General features: G+C 63.3%; 16 protein-coding genes. 3 read left to right on the top strand and 13 right to left on the bottom strand.

The genetic code is table 11. From position 1 onward, the window contains the following. Nucleotides 1-67: 67 nt before the first annotated feature. The 5 genes from flgF to flgB are packed head-to-tail and all read right to left on the bottom strand — an operon-like array spanning nucleotide 68 to nucleotide 3,977. Complete coding sequence (flgF, locus tag ABDW57_RS04910) at nucleotides 68-808, bottom strand: flagellar basal-body rod protein FlgF (RefSeq protein ID WP_343729076.1); 741 nt, start codon at nucleotides 806-808, stop codon at nucleotides 68-70. A 14-nt stretch (nucleotides 809-822) separates the two neighbouring features. Next, the gene (locus ABDW57_RS04905; RefSeq protein ID WP_343729075.1) at nucleotides 823-2,379 is read right to left on the bottom strand and encodes a flagellar hook protein FlgE; all 1,557 of its coding nucleotides are present in this window, start codon (nucleotides 2,377-2,379) and stop codon (nucleotides 823-825) included. 38 nt (nucleotides 2,380-2,417) lie between these two features. Then, nucleotides 2,418-3,116, bottom strand: coding sequence for a flagellar hook capping FlgD N-terminal domain-containing protein (locus ABDW57_RS04900; protein ID WP_343729074.1), 699 nt, complete (start codon nucleotides 3,114-3,116; stop codon nucleotides 2,418-2,420). Between the two features lie 19 nt (nucleotides 3,117-3,135). Next, nucleotides 3,136-3,546: a flagellar basal body rod protein FlgC gene (flgC, locus tag ABDW57_RS04895; protein WP_176645435.1), complete on the bottom strand. Its 411-nt coding sequence runs from the start codon at nucleotides 3,544-3,546 to the stop codon at nucleotides 3,136-3,138. 2 nt (nucleotides 3,547-3,548) lie between these two features. Continuing rightward, nucleotides 3,549-3,977 carry a flagellar basal body rod protein FlgB gene (gene flgB, locus ABDW57_RS04890; protein WP_343729073.1) on the bottom strand — a complete coding sequence of 143 codons (429 nt, stop codon included), beginning with the start codon at nucleotides 3,975-3,977 and terminating at the stop codon, nucleotides 3,549-3,551. Nucleotides 3,978-4,131: 154 nt separating this feature from the next. On the opposite strand from flgB, the gene flgA reads away from it, so the two are divergent. The 3 genes from flgA to ABDW57_RS04875 all read left to right on the top strand — a co-directional run bounded on the left by flgA (nucleotide 4,132) and on the right by ABDW57_RS04875 (nucleotide 5,743). Beyond that, nucleotides 4,132-4,845: a flagellar basal body P-ring formation chaperone FlgA gene (gene flgA / locus ABDW57_RS04885; RefSeq protein ID WP_343729072.1), complete on the top strand. Its 714-nt coding sequence runs from the start codon at nucleotides 4,132-4,134 to the stop codon at nucleotides 4,843-4,845. 96 nt (nucleotides 4,846-4,941) lie between these two features. Further along, nucleotides 4,942-5,259, top strand: coding sequence for a flagellar biosynthesis anti-sigma factor FlgM (gene flgM, locus ABDW57_RS04880; protein ID WP_343729071.1), 318 nt, complete (start codon nucleotides 4,942-4,944; stop codon nucleotides 5,257-5,259). A 7-nt stretch (nucleotides 5,260-5,266) separates the two neighbouring features. Continuing rightward, nucleotides 5,267-5,743 (top strand): flagellar protein FlgN, encoded by a 477-nt coding sequence (locus ABDW57_RS04875; protein WP_343729070.1) that lies wholly within the window; start codon nucleotides 5,267-5,269, stop codon nucleotides 5,741-5,743. Here ABDW57_RS04875 and motD read toward each other — a convergent pair. The 8 genes from motD to flhB all read right to left on the bottom strand — a co-directional run bounded on the left by motD (nucleotide 5,740) and on the right by flhB (nucleotide 14,648). Continuing rightward, on the bottom strand, nucleotides 5,740-6,501 hold the full coding sequence (motD, locus tag ABDW57_RS04870) for a flagellar motor protein MotD (RefSeq protein WP_343729069.1): 762 nt from the start codon (nucleotides 6,499-6,501) through the stop codon (nucleotides 5,740-5,742). The two genes, ABDW57_RS04875 and motD, sit on opposite strands and share 4 nt — an antisense overlap. 1 nt (nucleotide 6,502) lies before the next feature. Further along, a complete protein-coding gene (locus ABDW57_RS04865; protein WP_343729068.1) occupies nucleotides 6,503-7,249 on the bottom strand; it encodes a flagellar motor protein in 747 nt (248 codons plus the stop codon). Further along, on the bottom strand, nucleotides 7,231-7,962 hold the full coding sequence (locus ABDW57_RS04860; RefSeq protein ID WP_155466123.1) for an RNA polymerase sigma factor FliA: 732 nt from the start codon (nucleotides 7,960-7,962) through the stop codon (nucleotides 7,231-7,233). Before ABDW57_RS04860 ends, ABDW57_RS04865 begins: the two co-directional genes overlap by 19 nt. Before the next feature lie 19 nt (nucleotides 7,963-7,981). Then, nucleotides 7,982-8,782 (bottom strand): antiactivator of flagellar biosynthesis FleN protein, encoded by an 801-nt coding sequence (locus ABDW57_RS04855; RefSeq protein WP_343729067.1) that lies wholly within the window; start codon nucleotides 8,780-8,782, stop codon nucleotides 7,982-7,984. Beyond that, entirely contained in the window at nucleotides 8,775-10,229 is a 1,455-nt protein-coding gene (gene flhF, locus ABDW57_RS04850) for a flagellar biosynthesis protein FlhF (RefSeq protein WP_343729066.1), read from the bottom strand. Before flhF ends, ABDW57_RS04855 begins: the two co-directional genes overlap by 8 nt. 108 nt (nucleotides 10,230-10,337) lie before the next feature. Then, nucleotides 10,338-11,291, bottom strand: coding sequence for a DUF4351 domain-containing protein (locus ABDW57_RS04845; RefSeq protein WP_343729065.1), 954 nt, complete (start codon nucleotides 11,289-11,291; stop codon nucleotides 10,338-10,340). A 49-nt stretch (nucleotides 11,292-11,340) separates the two neighbouring features. Then, nucleotides 11,341-13,464 (bottom strand): flagellar biosynthesis protein FlhA, encoded by a 2,124-nt coding sequence (gene flhA, locus ABDW57_RS04840; RefSeq protein ID WP_343729064.1) that lies wholly within the window; start codon nucleotides 13,462-13,464, stop codon nucleotides 11,341-11,343. Next, a complete protein-coding gene (gene flhB / locus ABDW57_RS04835) occupies nucleotides 13,461-14,648 on the bottom strand; it encodes a flagellar biosynthesis protein FlhB (protein ID WP_343729063.1) in 1,188 nt (395 codons plus the stop codon). Before flhB ends, flhA begins: the two co-directional genes overlap by 4 nt. Nucleotides 14,649-14,690 lie beyond the last annotated feature (42 nt).

The raw sequence follows: 14,690 nt of genomic DNA, 5'->3' as shown, positions 1-14,690 counted from the left end.
TGCTTCTCCCAATGCCGGACGAACTTTTAGCTGTTCATCCCATGCAAGCATTATGCGGGAGAGGCGGTCAACTCAAAGCGAGGATCTGGGTAGCTTTTGCCGCGTTATTCTCGGCGTTCTTCATCAGGCTCATTTGCATTTCAAACTGTCTTGCCAGGCTGATCATGTTGACCATGGAATCGACCGGATTGACGTTGCTGCCTTCCAGCGCGCCATCGACCACGCGCACATTGGCGTCGTTTTGCGCCGGCGTGCCGTCGGCCTGGCGGAACAGGCCGTCATCGCCGCGCAGCAAGCCCTTGGTGTCGGGATTGACCAGCTTGATGCGGCCCAGGGTGTTGGACGGCCCCGGCTGGAACGTATCGTTGATGACGCTGACCGTGCCGTCGCTGGCGATGCTGATCTTGGTGTCGGGCGGCACCGCGATCGGCCCGCCATCGCCGATCACCGTCTGGCCGCTGCTGGTTTGCAGGATGCCGTTTTCGCTGATTTTCAGGCTGCCGTTGCGGGTGTAGGCTTCCGAACCGTCGGCCGACTGCACCGCCAGCCAGCCCTGGTCGCGGATGGCGATGTCCAGCGCGCGGCCGGTGGTCTCGATCGGGCCGGCGCGGAAGTCCGAGCCGACCGTGGCATCAACCACGAAGGCGCGCGTGGGCAAGCCTTCCGACACCACCGGCACCGCCCGGAATGAATCGAGCTGGGCGCGGAAGCCGGTGGTGGTGGCGTTGGCCAGGTTGTTCGACACGGTGGCTTGCTGCTCCATCACGTGCCGGGCGCCGGTCATGGCGGTGTAGACGAGGCGGTCCATGATCTACCCGTCGATTAACGCAGGTTGACCAGCGTCTGCAGGATCGAGTCCTCGGTCTTGATGGTCTGCGCATTGGCCTGGTAGACGCGCTGCGCGGTGATCATGTTGACCAGTTCCGCCGTCAGGTCGGTGTTGGAGGTTTCCACCGCCGCCGACCGCAGCTGGCCCATCGAGCCAGCGTTAGGCACGCCCACGGTTGGCGGACCGGAGGCCGAGCTTTCCGCCCAGGCATTGTTGCCCAGCGGGGTCAGGCCATCGACGCTGGCAAAGTTGGCCATGGCGATCTGGCCCATGGCGCGCGACTTGCCGTTGCTGTACTGGCCCAGGATCACGCCATTCTCATCGATCGAGTAGCGCTGCCAGGAGCCGGCCGAGTAACCGTTCTGGGTCGAGCCGAGGTCATTGGTCACGCTGCCGTACTGGGTGGTCTTGTCGAACGTGGTCGAGACCGTCATTGGCACTTGCGCGCCGGTGTCCGGGAAGATCGGCAGCTGGATCTGGAACGGCAGGGTTTGCGGCGGATTCATCAGGGCCATGGCCTGCGGGTCCAGCGCGCCGTTCTTGGTGAACAACAGCGTGCCGACCTTGACCGCTGGCACCGTGATGGCGGCACCCAGGATGGCGTTGATCTGGTCCGGGGTCTTGCCGGTGATCGAGCCGCTGACGGTCGGATCGAGCGCGGTGTAGGCCGCGGTCAGCGCATCCAGCTGGGCCTGGGTGGCGGCAGCCGGCGGCGTGCTGGCGGCGGTCAGCATGGCATTATAGGCCGCGGTGGCGTAGGTGCCGGCCGCCGCTGCGATGGCGGCATCATCCGGCGGCGTGGCGCGCACGGCGTCGTTGTAGGCGGTGCGGGCGTCGATGGTCGGCTGGTCGGTGGCCACGGTGGCCGCCACACTGGCCGAGACAATTTCCTTGTTGTCGGCTGCGGCGTACACGTCCCAGGTGTTGGCATCGGTCTTGACGTAGTAGGTCGTCATGATGTGCGCGGTGCCCAGCGAGTCGTACACGTTCAGCACGGTCTGCTTGTTGTAGCTGGTGGGGTCGTTGGCGTCGAACGGGATCGTGGTGGGGACGGTTTCCGCCGAGCTCAGGTTCAGCTGGAAATTGGCCTCGGTGGTCTGCACCGGGGTCAGGTCGGACTTGTCCAGGGTCAGCGGTACTGGCGCGCCCAGCTGGATCACGCCAGCCTTGTTGGACAGGTAGCCGGTCAGCTGCGCGCCCTGCGCATTCACCAGCGTGTGGCTGGAGTCTTCGTGGAACTGGCCGTTGCGCGAGTACTGCACCGCGCCATTCACCACCAGGCGGAAGAAACCGCCGCCGTTGATGGCCACGTCCAGCGGGTTGCTGCTGGTCTCGATATTGCCCTGGGTGAATTGCTGCGCCAGCTTGGACACCGTCACACCAATACCGGCGTTATTGCCCGACACGCCATTCAGCGAATTGGCATACAGGTCGGCAAACTGCGCTTGTGACGCCTTGAAGCCCACGGTGCTGGCATTGGCAATGTTGTTGCCGATAACGTCCAGCGATTTGGATGCAGCATTCAAGCCGCTCAGTCCTTGTTGGAACATGGTATTCCCCTATCTAGGTGTGACTTGTTTAACTGCGCTTACAGAACTTCTTTCACATCGCTCATGGCGAAATGGCCGAGCGAGGTATTCAGTTTGACGCCGCCGCTGCCGGTCGACACGCTGGCCACGGCCGCCAGTTGCAATGGCGTGGCGCTGAGTTTGCTGCCGGCGTTGGAAGCCTCGACGGTAAAGGTGTATTCGCCGGCCGCCGCCGTGGTCTTGGCGTCGGTGGTGCCGTCCCAGGTGATCGGATAGGTGCCGGCCTCGGCATTGGTCATGCTCATGGTGCGCACCGTCTTGCCGTTCTTGTCCTGGATGTTGATGGTGACGCTTTGCGCATCCGACGGCAGGTCGATGCCGAACACGCTGGAACTGGTGGTCTTGCCATCGGCATCGGTGCTGCTGCTGAGCGTGATGCCCTTGCCTTCCACCAGGATGCCCTTGCCGATCAGGCTGATCGCGGTGGCCGACTGGGTGCTGGCAATGTCGGTGCGCAGCGATTCCAGCGTGGCGTTGACCTTGTTGATGCCGGTCACCGTCGACAGCTGGGCCAGCTGGCTGGTCATGGCCGCGTTGTCCATCGGATTCAGCGGGTCCTGGTTCTGCAGCTGGGTGACCAGCAGCTTCATGAACTTGTCCTGGTCCGCCTGCACGCTGTCGGTGCTGGTTTTGCTGGTGGTGTCCACACTGTTGGTGGTGGCTGCCTTGGGCGTATCGATAATGCCGCTAATCGCCATGATGACCTCTTGCTCTTAGTTAGGTTTGACCGATGGTCAGGGTTTTCAACAACAGCGTTTTCGCCGCATTCATGGTTTCCACGTTGGTCTGGTAGGAGCGCGAGGCCGACAGCATATTGACCATCTCGTCCACCACATTCACGTTCGGCATGGTGACGTAGCCGTTTTCGTCCGCCGCCGGATGCTTGGGGTCGTACATCATCTTCATCGGCGACTGGTCTTCCACCACCTGCTTGACGCGCACCCCGGTGGCGGTGCCGCCGTTGGTGGGCGTCTGCGCCTCGAACACCACCTGGCGCGCGCGGTAGGCTTCGCCGCTGGCACTGGTGGCGCTGTCGGCATTGGCCAGGTTGGAGGCCACCACGTTCAGGCGCTGCGCCTGCGCGCTCATGGCCGAACCCGACACATCAAAAATTTTGAATAGCGACATGATTAGTTCCCTGACTGGAGCGCCGCCAGCATCGCCTTGATCTGGCCATTGATGGCGGTAATGCCGGCTTCATAACGGATGGCGTTGTCGGCAAACTGGTTGCGTTCGACGTCCATGTCCACCGTGTTGCCATCCACCGCCCCCTGGATCACACCGCGGTACAACAGCGGCGTGCCGTCAGCCAGCGTACCGGCGTCTTGCTGAGGGTTGGGGTAATGCTTGCTGGCGGTGGTGCTCAAGGTTTGTCTGGCGTCGGGATTGGCCTTGTCCAGCGCGGCCTGCAACGCGCTGCTGAAGTCGATATCGCGCGCCTTGTAATTCGGTGTGTCCGCATTGGCAATGTTGGAGGCGAGCACGGTCTGGCGCGCCGAGCGCAGGCTGAGCGCAGTCTCATTAAAGCGCATGTAATCGTCTAACTTGCTGCCGAGCATGATTCGCTCCCCTTCCACATTGGTGACAGATTCGATGATACGGAGTTGGCCGCTGTCACCATCGGGCGATAAACACCCCATTTCCAGTCCTATTCCACGCTTCAAGTCCAGCCCGCCAGACTATGATGGCAACATTGAAGGGGAAACCGACGCCATGAAATCTCGCTTACTTACGCGCTTGCTGAGCACTGCACTGGCGGCCAGCCTGCTGACCGCCGCTGGCACCGCCGCCGCCCAGAACGGCCGCCAGGACATCGCCGTGCTCAAGCGTACCGTTGAACAGTTTTTGCAGGTGCAGGCCGGCGGCCTGCCGGGCGAAGTCACGGTCAACGTCGGCGCGGTCGATCCGCGCCTGAACCTGGCCGCCTGCCCCGATCCGCAAGCCTTCTTCATGCCCGGCGCACGCGCCTGGGGCAAAACCTCGGTCGGCGTGCGCTGTGCGGCGCCTTCGGCCTGGACGGTATATATTCAGGCCAGCGTGACGGTGGTGGGCGATTATGTCGCCAGCGCCGCGCCGCTGGTGCAGGGCCAGCCGATCGACGCCGGCCAGCTGACCATCCTCAAGGGCGATTTGACAATGTTGCCAGCCGGGATAGCCACCGACGTCAACCAGGTGATCGGCCGCAGCGCCACGGTGTCGTTGCCGCCAGGAACTCCCCTGCGCCTGGATACCTTGCGCAGCAAGCCGGTGGTGCAGTCGGGTCAACTGGTGCGCCTGGTGTCCAGTGGCAATGGTTTCAGCGTGTCGGCCGAGGCGCGCGCCATGAGCACGGCCGGCGAAGGCCAGGTGGTGCAGGTGAAAACCGCCAACGGCCAGCAAATTACCGGCATCGCCAAGACTGGCGGGACGGTGGAGGTGGCATTTTGAGCAACTTGCGGCACAGTCCAGCTAAAGTTTCCGCCGCCGCCGCCGTTACCGACTCAGATCCCGGAGTTTCGTACTCCTAGCTGAGAAGGAAATGCTGTGAAAATCAATGACACATTAAAGAGCACGCCCGGCCTGCCGTCGACGCCTGCTGCTACCGGCTCCACCGCGCGCGGCGCGGAAAAAGCGGCCGAAGCGGCGGCGACCAACGTTGCGTCGGACAATGTACGCCTGTCGCCGCAAGGCCAGGCCATGGCGGCCAGTTCGGCCGGCGGCGCCAATGCGGTGTTCGACACCAAGAAAGTCGAACGCATCAAGCTGGCGATTGCCGACGGTCAGTTCCAGGTCAACTCGGAAAAAGTAGCGGATGGCTTGCTGGATACCGTCAAGGATCTGCTGCACTCAAGAAAACGATAGGATCATCATGACCACCGTCACCCCGCTGAACAGCCTGCGCGAAGAAGAACAGATCATGTCCACCCTGCTGGACGTGCTGCGCCAGGAGCAGCACCTGCTGGTGACGGCGGACATCGAGGCCTTACCGGCCATCACCACCCGCAAAACCGCGCTGGTCACGCAAATGACCCTGTTGTCGGCGCAACGTCACCGCTCGCTGGGCAAATGCGGCTTTCCTGCCGAGGAAGCCGGCATGGATGCGTGGATCGCCGCCAGCGGCGAAGCGCGCGACGAATCGGCCAGTCTGTGGCAGGCGCTGTTGCAGCACACGCGCGAAGCCAAGGAACTGAACCGCGTGAACGGCATGTTGATCAATAAGCAGATGGGGCACACCCAGGGCGCGCTGCAGGCCTTGCGGCCGCAAAACGGCACGGCCAACAACTTCTACGGCCCGGCCGGCATCTCCACTTCCCTGCCGCGCAGCCGCGGTTTCCTCGCCGGTTAATTCGTCGGCACTTCCGTACTTGGATCGGGGATACCCGACAGAATGGTCACCGCCACGCGGCGGTTGCGTGCGCGGCCCTGCGCCGTGTCGTTCGGCGCCACCGGCTGGTTGGAACTGAAGCCCACCGCCGTCAGGCGCTGCGGCGCCACGCCGGCATCAATAAACAAGCGCACCACGCTGCTGGCGCGCACCGACGACAGCTCCCAGTTGGACGGGAAACGGGTATTGCCGATCGGCTGATTGTCGGTGTGGCCTTCCACCTGCACATCGTGACTGTCGTCCTTGAGCAGGGCCGCCACCGCGCGCAGCGCTTCCACCGATTCCGGCATCAGCCGCGCATCGCCCGGATCGAATAGCACCGAAGCATTGATCTCGACGCTGACGCCGCGGCTGTTCTGCGTCACCCGCACCTTGCCCTCCTTCACCAGCGGCGCCATGGTGGACAACAGATCCTGGGCCAGCTTGGTCATCTGCTCCTTTTCCTTGCGCAGCAATTCATTGCGGCGCTTGATGGCCGGATTGGGAATGGGCAGATTGGGCACCTCGGTATTGACCGGCTGCGCCGCGCCTTTGCCACCGAAGGCGTCACCCAGCGCGTCAGAGAAAATCTTGTACTTGCCGATATTGACCGCCGAAATCGCGTACATCACCACAAAAAACGCGAACAGCAGCGTGATGAAGTCGGCGTAGGAAATCAGCCACCGTTCGTGGTTTTCCGGTTCGTCGTCGAACTTCCTGCGCGCGCGCCGGTACTGCATCTCAATGCTCCCGCAGCAGCGTGGCGATGCGCTCGTCAATCACGCGCGTGTGGTCGCCGGTGGCGATATCGTAAAACACCGCCGCCGCAATCTCCTGCTGGTGCACGGCCTGGGTGACGATCGCTTTCAGCTTGTTGGCGATCGGATAGAAGAACAGATTGGCCAGGCCGACACCGTAGATGGTGGACACAAACGCCACCGCAATGCCGGAGCCCAGCTTGCTCGGGTCGGTCAGGTTTTCCATCACATGGATCAGGCCCAGCACCGCGCCGAGGATGCCGATGGTGGGCGAATAGCCGGCCGCCGATTCCCAGATGCGCACCGCCTGGCGCTCCTCGGTTTCATAGGCGGTGATTTCGGTGTCCAGCAGCTGGCGCAGCTTGTCGGGCGCGATGCCGTCAACAATCAGGCGCAGACCCTTGGTGTTGAATTTGTCCTTGGAGGCCAGCATGTAACGCTCCAGCGACAGCAGGCCGTCGCGGCGCGCCGCCAGGTTCCAGGCGTTGATGTCGCGCGCCAGCGCGGCGCGGGTGTCGGGCGGCGGCGCAAACACCAGCCGCAGCATGCGCAGGCCGCGCCACAGGGTTTTCGGCCGCGTCTGCAGCAGCACGGCGCCGAAGGTGCCGACCACCACGATCGCAAACGCCGCCGGTTGCAGCAAGGAAGTGACCTTACCGCCCTCCAGTCCCTGGCCGATGACGATGCCGGCCAGCGCCACCAGGACGCCGGCTACGCTGGCCCAGTCCAAGACCGCTCCCGGAGTGAGGCACGCAGGCGCGCCACGGCTTGCGTATGCAGCTGCGATACGCGCGATTCAGAGACACCCATCACGGCGCCGATTTCTTTCAAGTTGAGCTCCTCTTCGTAGTACAGGCCCATCAGCATTTTTTCCCGCTCCGGCAAGGCGTCGATGGCGTCGATCACGGCCTGGCGGAAGTCGCCGTCCAGCAGCGAGCGCAGCGGATCGGCTTCGTCGTCCGAGGCGTAACGGTCGAGGAAACTGTCGTTGCCGTCATCGTCGTGGAAATCTTCGTAGTACACCAGCTGGTGGCCGCCGCCGTCGGACAGCATTTCCTGATAGTCGGCCAGCGACAGCTTGAGCGACTTGGCCACTTCCGATTCGCTCGGCGGCCGGCCCAGGCGCTGCTGCAGCGTCGACATGGCCGCCTCGACCTTGCGCATATTCTGGCGCAGCGAACGCGGCAGCCAATCGCTGTTGCGCAGCTCATCCAGCATGGCGCCGCGGATGCGCAACACCGCGTAGGTTTCAAATTGGGCGCCGTGGGTTTCTTCGTAACGGCTGATGGCGTCGAGCAGGCCGATCATCCCGGCTTGCACCAGATCGTCGACTTCGACGCTGGGCGGCAGTTTCGCCTTCATGTGGTGGGCCAAGCGCTTGACCAACGGCATGTGTTCCGTCAGTAAGGTGTCCTTGTCCGCTTTCCCTTTTACCGTGTACATTCGAATATTTTTGTATTAATTAAGCGCTGAGTTGGCTATTTCCCCCCAGCGCGAAGCGCCCCGCCAGCTGACGGAACGCGACTGAAGCCCCGGCCAGCGGAAACGCATCAACCACCGCGCGCCCCAAGCGCGCTGCGCGTTGCAGGTACTCATCCGCCGGCACCGAGCCCATGGAAACCAGGTTGACCGCCAGGTAACGGCTGGCTGCCTGTGCCATATTATCGTATACCACCTTTGCCTCCGATTCGGAAGCCCCGGTCACCAGAATCCCGAACGGGCGACGGCCCAGTTCCTGGTTCAGGCGCTTAATCATACTGTAGGCGGCCTTGATCGAGGTAGCGCTATTGGAAACTTGCACCACGATTTCCGAGCTGGCCATGACCGGCACCGGAAAGGCCACGCCGTCAAATTCGCCGTCCACCAGCACCATGCCGGTTTGCTTGGCCATCACATCGAAAGCCTTGGCCAGGCGGCGCGTTTCGTCCGGACCGGAGCGCGCCGCGCCGCGTGTCATGGACGCCACAGCAAACCCTTGCGGCACCGGATGAATGACCTGGTTCAGGCCGCACTCCTGGCGCGCCACGTTCAGCAGGCTGTGGCCGCCATCGACGCCAAGGCGCGAAGCCACGCCGTGGGCGCTGGCGCAGGCGTCGACGATCAGCACGTCGTTGCCGGCGCGGGCCAGCGAGGCGCCCAGGTTGACCAGCATGGAACCCTTGTCGTCCTGCGGCGCTGCCGACAGGAAGGTGACGATGCGGGGCTGCGGCCCCGCCAGCATGCGGCGCAGTCCCTCCGCCTGGTCGAAATTGAAGTTAGCCAAGGTGCACCTCGCGCTCGGTGGTCAGGCCGAAACCTTCCCTACTCATCAGCAGAGGCAGCTCTGCATCCTGGTATTGGGTGTTGACGATATCGCGTTTCAACTTGAAAGCGCGGTCGATCAGGTAGGCCGGATCGGCCAGGTGCAGGTCTTCCGGCACGCGCTGGCCATTCGACACGTAGAACAGGTTGAGTTTGTGGCGGATCACCACGTCCAGCACATTGCCGATGGCGGCGGCCTCGTCCAGCTTGGTCATGATGCAGCCGGCCAGGCCGCTGCCCTGGTAGGCGCGCACCACTTCGCTCAGGGTTTCCTGGGTGGCGGTGGCGTTCAGGCACAGCAGGCGTTTGACGTTGGCGTCGGCGCCTTGCAGCATGGAGACTTGTTCGGTCACCATCTGGTCGCGCTGGCTGACGCCAACGGTGTCGATCAGCACGGTGTGCTTGTTTTTCAGCTCTTTCAGGGCAATGCGCAGGTCGGCTTCGTCTTTCACCGAGTGCACCATCACGCCGAGGATCTTGCCGTAGATGCGCAGCTGCTCGTGGGCGCCGATACGGTAGGCGTCGGTGGTGATCAGGGCCAGCTTGTCCGGGCCGTGGCGCATCACGCAGCGCGCGGCCAGCTTGGCGGTGCTGGTGGTCTTGCCGACGCCGGTCGGGCCGACCAGTGCGAACACGCCGCCCTGGTCAATCAGCGCATCTTCGTTGGCCATGGTTTGCAGGTTGCGCGCCAGGACGGTTTTCATCCAGCGCAGGCTGTCGGCGGCGTCGCGCTGATTGGCTGGCAGTTTTTCGATCAGGTAGCGCGCCAGGCTGGCCGAGAAACCGGCCGCCAGCATGGAACGCAGCACGGCGGTCTTGTGCGGCTCGCGCGCCTGGGTCGCGCCCCACGACAGTTCGGCCAGCTGGGTTTCCATCATGCCGCGCATGGCGCGGAGTTCGCTCATCATGCCGCTCATTTCAGCGGCGGCGGATTCCTTGGCGCTGGCGACCGCGGCGCTGACCAGGGCGGCGATCTGGTTGGCGTCAATGGCTGGCGCGGCTTTCGGCTGCGGTGCCGGCGCGGGCGCAGCAGCGGCGGCCACCTTGGTGGCCAGCGACGAGTGCGAGGCGACCACGCGGCGTTGCGGCTGCGGCGGCAGGCTGGCCGGCTTGGCGGCCACTGGCGGCGACATGTGCGGCAGCTCATCTTCAAAGCGCGGCTCGACGCGGCCGCTGGAGATGGCAGGGATAGCGGTGGTGCCGAGGTCCAGCGATGGGGCTGGCTCCGCCATCGGCGAATGCGGTGCGGGCATGGCCAGCGACGCGGCATCGTCGTTGGCGAGGGCGAGGATTTCAACCACGCCATCGGCCTGGCGGTTGGACAGGATCACGGCGTCGGGGCCGAGCGATTCGCGGACTTTGCGCAGCGCTTCGCGGGAAGTCGACGCGGTAAATTTTTTAACGTTCATGACCGTCTCTCGTGGAAAGCAAATGGAGCAGCTTCACTCCTATGCTTCCATTATTGACGATGCACCTTGGAAACGATCCGATGAACAAGGCCGGAAATCGGCCGCAATTCAGTCGCGGAAAACCTCGTCCAGCGTGCGGGCATCAACGAAGTTCAACGCCCATGCCGACAGCCGCTCCGCATCCGCTGTCGCCAGCCGCGCCATCACCACCGCATCCAGGGCGCCAAAGCGCTTTGCCAACATGGACGCCAGCAAGGTAGCACGCCCTTCTTGCCGCCCTTCTTGCCGTCCTTCCAGCAACCCTTCCTGCCGGCCGATCTTGCGCCCGGCCCGCTCAAAATTATTTATGTAGGGCATGGCCTCTCTCCTTTCCAATGCATACACATCGTCTCTGAATTGCGCATCCAGCGCATCCGGCAGGCGCATCATCCAATCGATCGCATGATAGAAATCGATGATACGCTGCTTGTCCCAGCTACGTTTGTACAGAAGCCTGGTCAGGCGCCACTTGGCGGCACGTCGATGTTCAGCATTGCGCCGGGTCTGCTGCGTCAGCAAATGAGCGGACGTCACCAGCGCAAACGGACTGGGATGGGCCAGCAATTCCGGCAAGCGGTCTGCATAGTCCTGCAACTTCACGATCGGAAAAATCAGACGCATTTCACAATCCATGGTGCGATAGACAAACCTCGACGGCCGCCAGCCTTTTCCACTGTCAGCCAACACCGCCATGCTGACCACCGGCTTGCGGTAACGATCGTACACGCGGTAGTGGTAGGTAAAGATACGCTCGGCAAACGCGGCGTCGTGCCAGCCCTGCACTTCCAGATGCACCAACACCCATTGCTGGCCACCGTCACAAAGGTGCACACGCACCAGCTTGTCGAGCAGGCGCTTGCCGACCTCGGCGTCGCGCGACAGGGAGGCCAGCTCCTGGTCGAGAAACGCGTACGGCCGCGACCAGTCGATCGCCGCGTGGGCGTCGGGAAAATAGAAGGCCATGAATTCAGGGAAGTAGTTGGTGACCACTTCCTTCCATGGCGTGTCATAGTCGTCATCCATGCAGGCAGTCTAGGCTGCCCGCATGGCCGCGCTGCGCGCTGGATCAAACTCAGGCCGGTTGCTGCCCCACCAACGCGGTGACACGGATGGTTTTGCTTTCCGGGATCTCGGCGTGCGACAGCACTTTCAGCTGCGGCAAGGCGCGGCGCAGAAAGCGCGACAGCAGGGCCCGCAACGGCCCCGGCACCAGCAGTACCGGCGTCAGCCCCAGCGCTTCCTGCTGCGCCGCGGCCTGCTGTGCCTGCTGGGCGATGGTGTCGGCCAGACCCGGCTCGATGCCGGCGCCATCCGGGCCGCTGGCCGCCAGCGCCTGCATCAGCAAGCGCTCCAGACGGTTATCCAGCGTCATCACCGACAGCTCGCCGGCGCCCGGGAACAGCTGCTGCACAATCGCCCGGCCCAGCGCGATGCGCACCAGCGCGGTCAGGTCGCCGGCATCCTGCGTGTGGGTCGCGTGCTCGGCCAGCGTTTCGATGATGCTGCGCATGTCGCGGATGTGCACGCCTTCGGCCAGCAGGTTCTGCAACACCTTCTGCAAGGTCGACAACGGAATCAGCTTCGGCACCAGGTCTTCCACCAGCTTCGGCGCTTCCTTGCTCAAGTGGTCCAGCAGCGCCTGCACTTCCGAACGGCCCAGCAGCTCGGACGCATGGGTGGTGATCAGGTGATTCAGGTGCGTCGCCACCACCGTGCCGGCATCGACCACGGTGTAGCCCATGCCCTGCGCCTGATCACGCAGGCTGGCATCAATCCACACTGCCGGCAAGCCAAACGCCGGATCGGTGGTGACCATGCCCTGCAGCGTGCCGGTCGCCATGCCCGGATTGATGGCCAGGAACTGGCCGTTGTACGCCTCCCCCACGCCCACTTCCACGCCCTTGAGCGCGATGCGGTAAGCCGACGGCTTCAACTCCAGGTTGTCGCGGATGTGCACCGGCGGCGCCAGGAAGCCCACCTCCTGCGCGAACTTCTTGCGGATGCCCTTGATGCGCTTGAGCAGCTCGCCGCCCTGGGTCTTGTCCACCAGCGGAATCAGGCGATACCCCACTTCCAGCCCCAGTGTATCGACCGGCATCACATCCTGCCAGCTGGCCTCTTCCTGCTCGGCCGCCGCGGCCGCTGCCGGCGCGGCCGCCTCGGCCGCCGCCACTTCAGCGGTGGTCTTCTCGGTGGCGCGCTTGCTCATCAGGTAGCCGGCGCCACCCAGGGTCGCGCCCAGCAGCAGGAACACCAGGTTGGGCATGCCCGGAATCAGGCCCATGCCGCCAATGATGGCAGCCGTGATATACATTACCTGCGGCTTGGCAAACAACTGGCCCATCAGTTGCGAACCGATGTCCTGGTCGCTGGCCACGCGCGACACCACAATACCAGCCGCAATCGAAATCACCAGCGAGGGAATCTGCGCCACCAGACCGTCACCGATGGCCAGCAGCGTGTAGTTTTTGATGGCATCGGCAAACGGCATGTCGTGCTGGATCACGCCGACCAGCAGGCCGCCCACCACGTTAATCACGGTCACCAGAATACCGGCGATCGCATCGCCGCGCACATATTTCGAGGCACCGTCCATGGCGCCGTAGAACTCGGCTTCCATCGACACTTCGCTGCGGCGCTTTTTCGCTTCGGCTTCGCCGATCAGGCCGGCGTTCAGGTCGGCGTCAATCGCCATCTGCTTGCCTGGCATCGCGTCCAGGGCGAAACGCGCGCCCACCTCGGCAATACGGCCGGCGCCCTTGGTCACCACCACGAAGTTAATGATGGTCAGAATGATGAACACCACAATCCCGACCGTGTAGTTACCGCCGATCAGGAAGTGGCCGAAGGCCTCAATCACTTTACCGGCCGCGTCGGCGCCGGTATGGCCCTCGGTCAGCACCACGCGGGTCGAGCCGACGTTCAGCGCCAGCCGCAGCATGGTCGACAGCAGCAGAATGGTCGGAAAGGCCATGAAGTCCAGCGGCTTCACCGTGTACAGCGCGGTCAGCAGCACGATGATCGACAGCGCGATATTGAAGCTGAAGAACAAGTCCAGCACGAAGGCCGGCAGCGGCAAGATCATCATCGCCAGCAGCATGATGATCAGGATCGGCGCCGCCAGGCTGGCCTTGTTTTGCGCCGTGGCCAGGCCTTGCAGCCATGGCGGCAGTTTCACGTTGCTGAGGGCGTTCATGCGGATGCTCCGTTATTCAAATCGGGGGTGCCGTGCTTGGGGATGAAGGCTGGGTCCAGCGGGTCCATGGTTGGCGGCACATCAAGTTTCTGCGGCTTGTCCGGATACTTGCCCTTGCCGCTGCTGAACAGGCGCAGCTGGAACACGTAGGCCAGCACCTCGGCCACGGCCGCGTACAGCTGTTCCGGAATCTCGTCACCAATCTCGGTGTGCTTGTGCAACGCACGCGCCAGCGCCGGCGCCTCCAGCAGCGTGACCTTGTGTTCCCTGGCGATTTCGCGGATCTTGGCCGCCACCTCGTCGGTGCCCTTGGCCACCACCTTCGGCGCGCCGCGCATGCCGTCGTTGTACTTCAGCGCCACCGCATAGTGGGTCGGATTGGTCACCACCACGTCGGCGGTCGGCACGTCGGCCATCATGCGGCGCTTGGCCATCTCGCGCTGCAGCTGGCGGATCTTGCCCTTGATTTGCGGATTACCGTCGGACTCCTTGGATTCCTGGATCAGTTCTTGACGCGTCATCTTCAGCTTGTTCGCGTAATGCCACATCTGGTACGGGCCGTCGATGGCGGCAATCAAACCCAGCGCGCCGACGATGAACATGAAGCTGGAAGCCAGCATATTCAGCGTATGGCCGATGCCCAGCTTGAGCGGCTCGACCGACAGGCCGATCACCGCATCCTTGTACTTGAGCACCACCAGCCAGGTGACAAAGCCCACCACGATGGTTTTCAGGATCGCCTTGACGAGCTCGACCAGCGCATTGGTCGAAAACATATTGCTGATGCCATTGATGGGATTGAGCTTGTTAAAGTTCGGCATGAACGCCTTGCCGCTGAACAGCCAACCGCCCACCAGCATCGGCGAAGCCAGCGCCACGATCATTACCGCGATGCCAAGCGGCAGGCAGGCGATCAGCACCTGCACCACGTCCAGCGCAATGCGGTGGAACAGCACGTCGGCATTGAAGATTTGTTCCTGGTCCAGCTTGAGACCGGACACCAGCACCGCCTGCAACTGGCGGATCAGGCCGTCGCCGGTGGCCCACAGGCCGGCACCGGCCGCCATCAGCACGGTAAACGTCGCCACTTCCCGCGATCGGGGAACGTCGCCTTCTTCACGCGCCTGCTCAAGGCGCTTCGCTGACGCGGGTTCGGTCTTTTCGGCGTCGCTGTCTTCTGCCATTTGGTCTGCCTGCTGCTCGGGTTGATCTCGACCTTGCCATTA

It is taken from the genome of Duganella sp., assembly GCF_039595735.1.
GTDB lineage: Bacteria > Pseudomonadota > Gammaproteobacteria > Burkholderiales > Burkholderiaceae_D > Rugamonas.
The sequence above is the reverse complement of the archived record's forward strand: the minus strand, read 5'-3'. Positions and strand labels throughout refer to the sequence as shown.

Coding starts and splice junctions, on each gene's coding strand:
- flhB (WP_343729063.1), bottom strand. CDS start 14,648: ATGGCAGAAGACAGCGACGCCGAAAAGACCGAACCCGCGTCAGCGAAG.
- ABDW57_RS04905 (WP_343729075.1), bottom strand. CDS start 2,379: ATGTTCCAACAAGGACTGAGCGGCTTGAATGCTGCATCCAAATCGCTG.
- flgB (WP_343729073.1), bottom strand. CDS start 3,977: ATGCTCGGCAGCAAGTTAGACGATTACATGCGCTTTAATGAGACTGCG.
- ABDW57_RS04900 (WP_343729074.1), bottom strand. CDS start 3,116: ATGGCGATTAGCGGCATTATCGATACGCCCAAGGCAGCCACCACCAAC.
- flgC (WP_176645435.1), bottom strand. CDS start 3,546: ATGTCGCTATTCAAAATTTTTGATGTGTCGGGTTCGGCCATGAGCGCG.
- ABDW57_RS04845 (WP_343729065.1), bottom strand. CDS start 11,291: ATGGATGACGACTATGACACGCCATGGAAGGAAGTGGTCACCAACTAC.
- ABDW57_RS04875 (WP_343729070.1), top strand. CDS start 5,267: ATGACCACCGTCACCCCGCTGAACAGCCTGCGCGAAGAAGAACAGATC.
- flgA (WP_343729072.1), top strand. CDS start 4,132: ATGAAATCTCGCTTACTTACGCGCTTGCTGAGCACTGCACTGGCGGCC.
- flhA (WP_343729064.1), bottom strand. CDS start 13,464: ATGAACGCCCTCAGCAACGTGAAACTGCCGCCATGGCTGCAAGGCCTG.
- motD (WP_343729069.1), bottom strand. CDS start 6,501: ATGCAGTACCGGCGCGCGCGCAGGAAGTTCGACGACGAACCGGAAAAC.
- flhF (WP_343729066.1), bottom strand. CDS start 10,229: ATGAACGTTAAAAAATTTACCGCGTCGACTTCCCGCGAAGCGCTGCGC.
- ABDW57_RS04860 (WP_155466123.1), bottom strand. CDS start 7,962: ATGTACACGGTAAAAGGGAAAGCGGACAAGGACACCTTACTGACGGAA.
- flgF (WP_343729076.1), bottom strand. CDS start 808: ATGGACCGCCTCGTCTACACCGCCATGACCGGCGCCCGGCACGTGATG.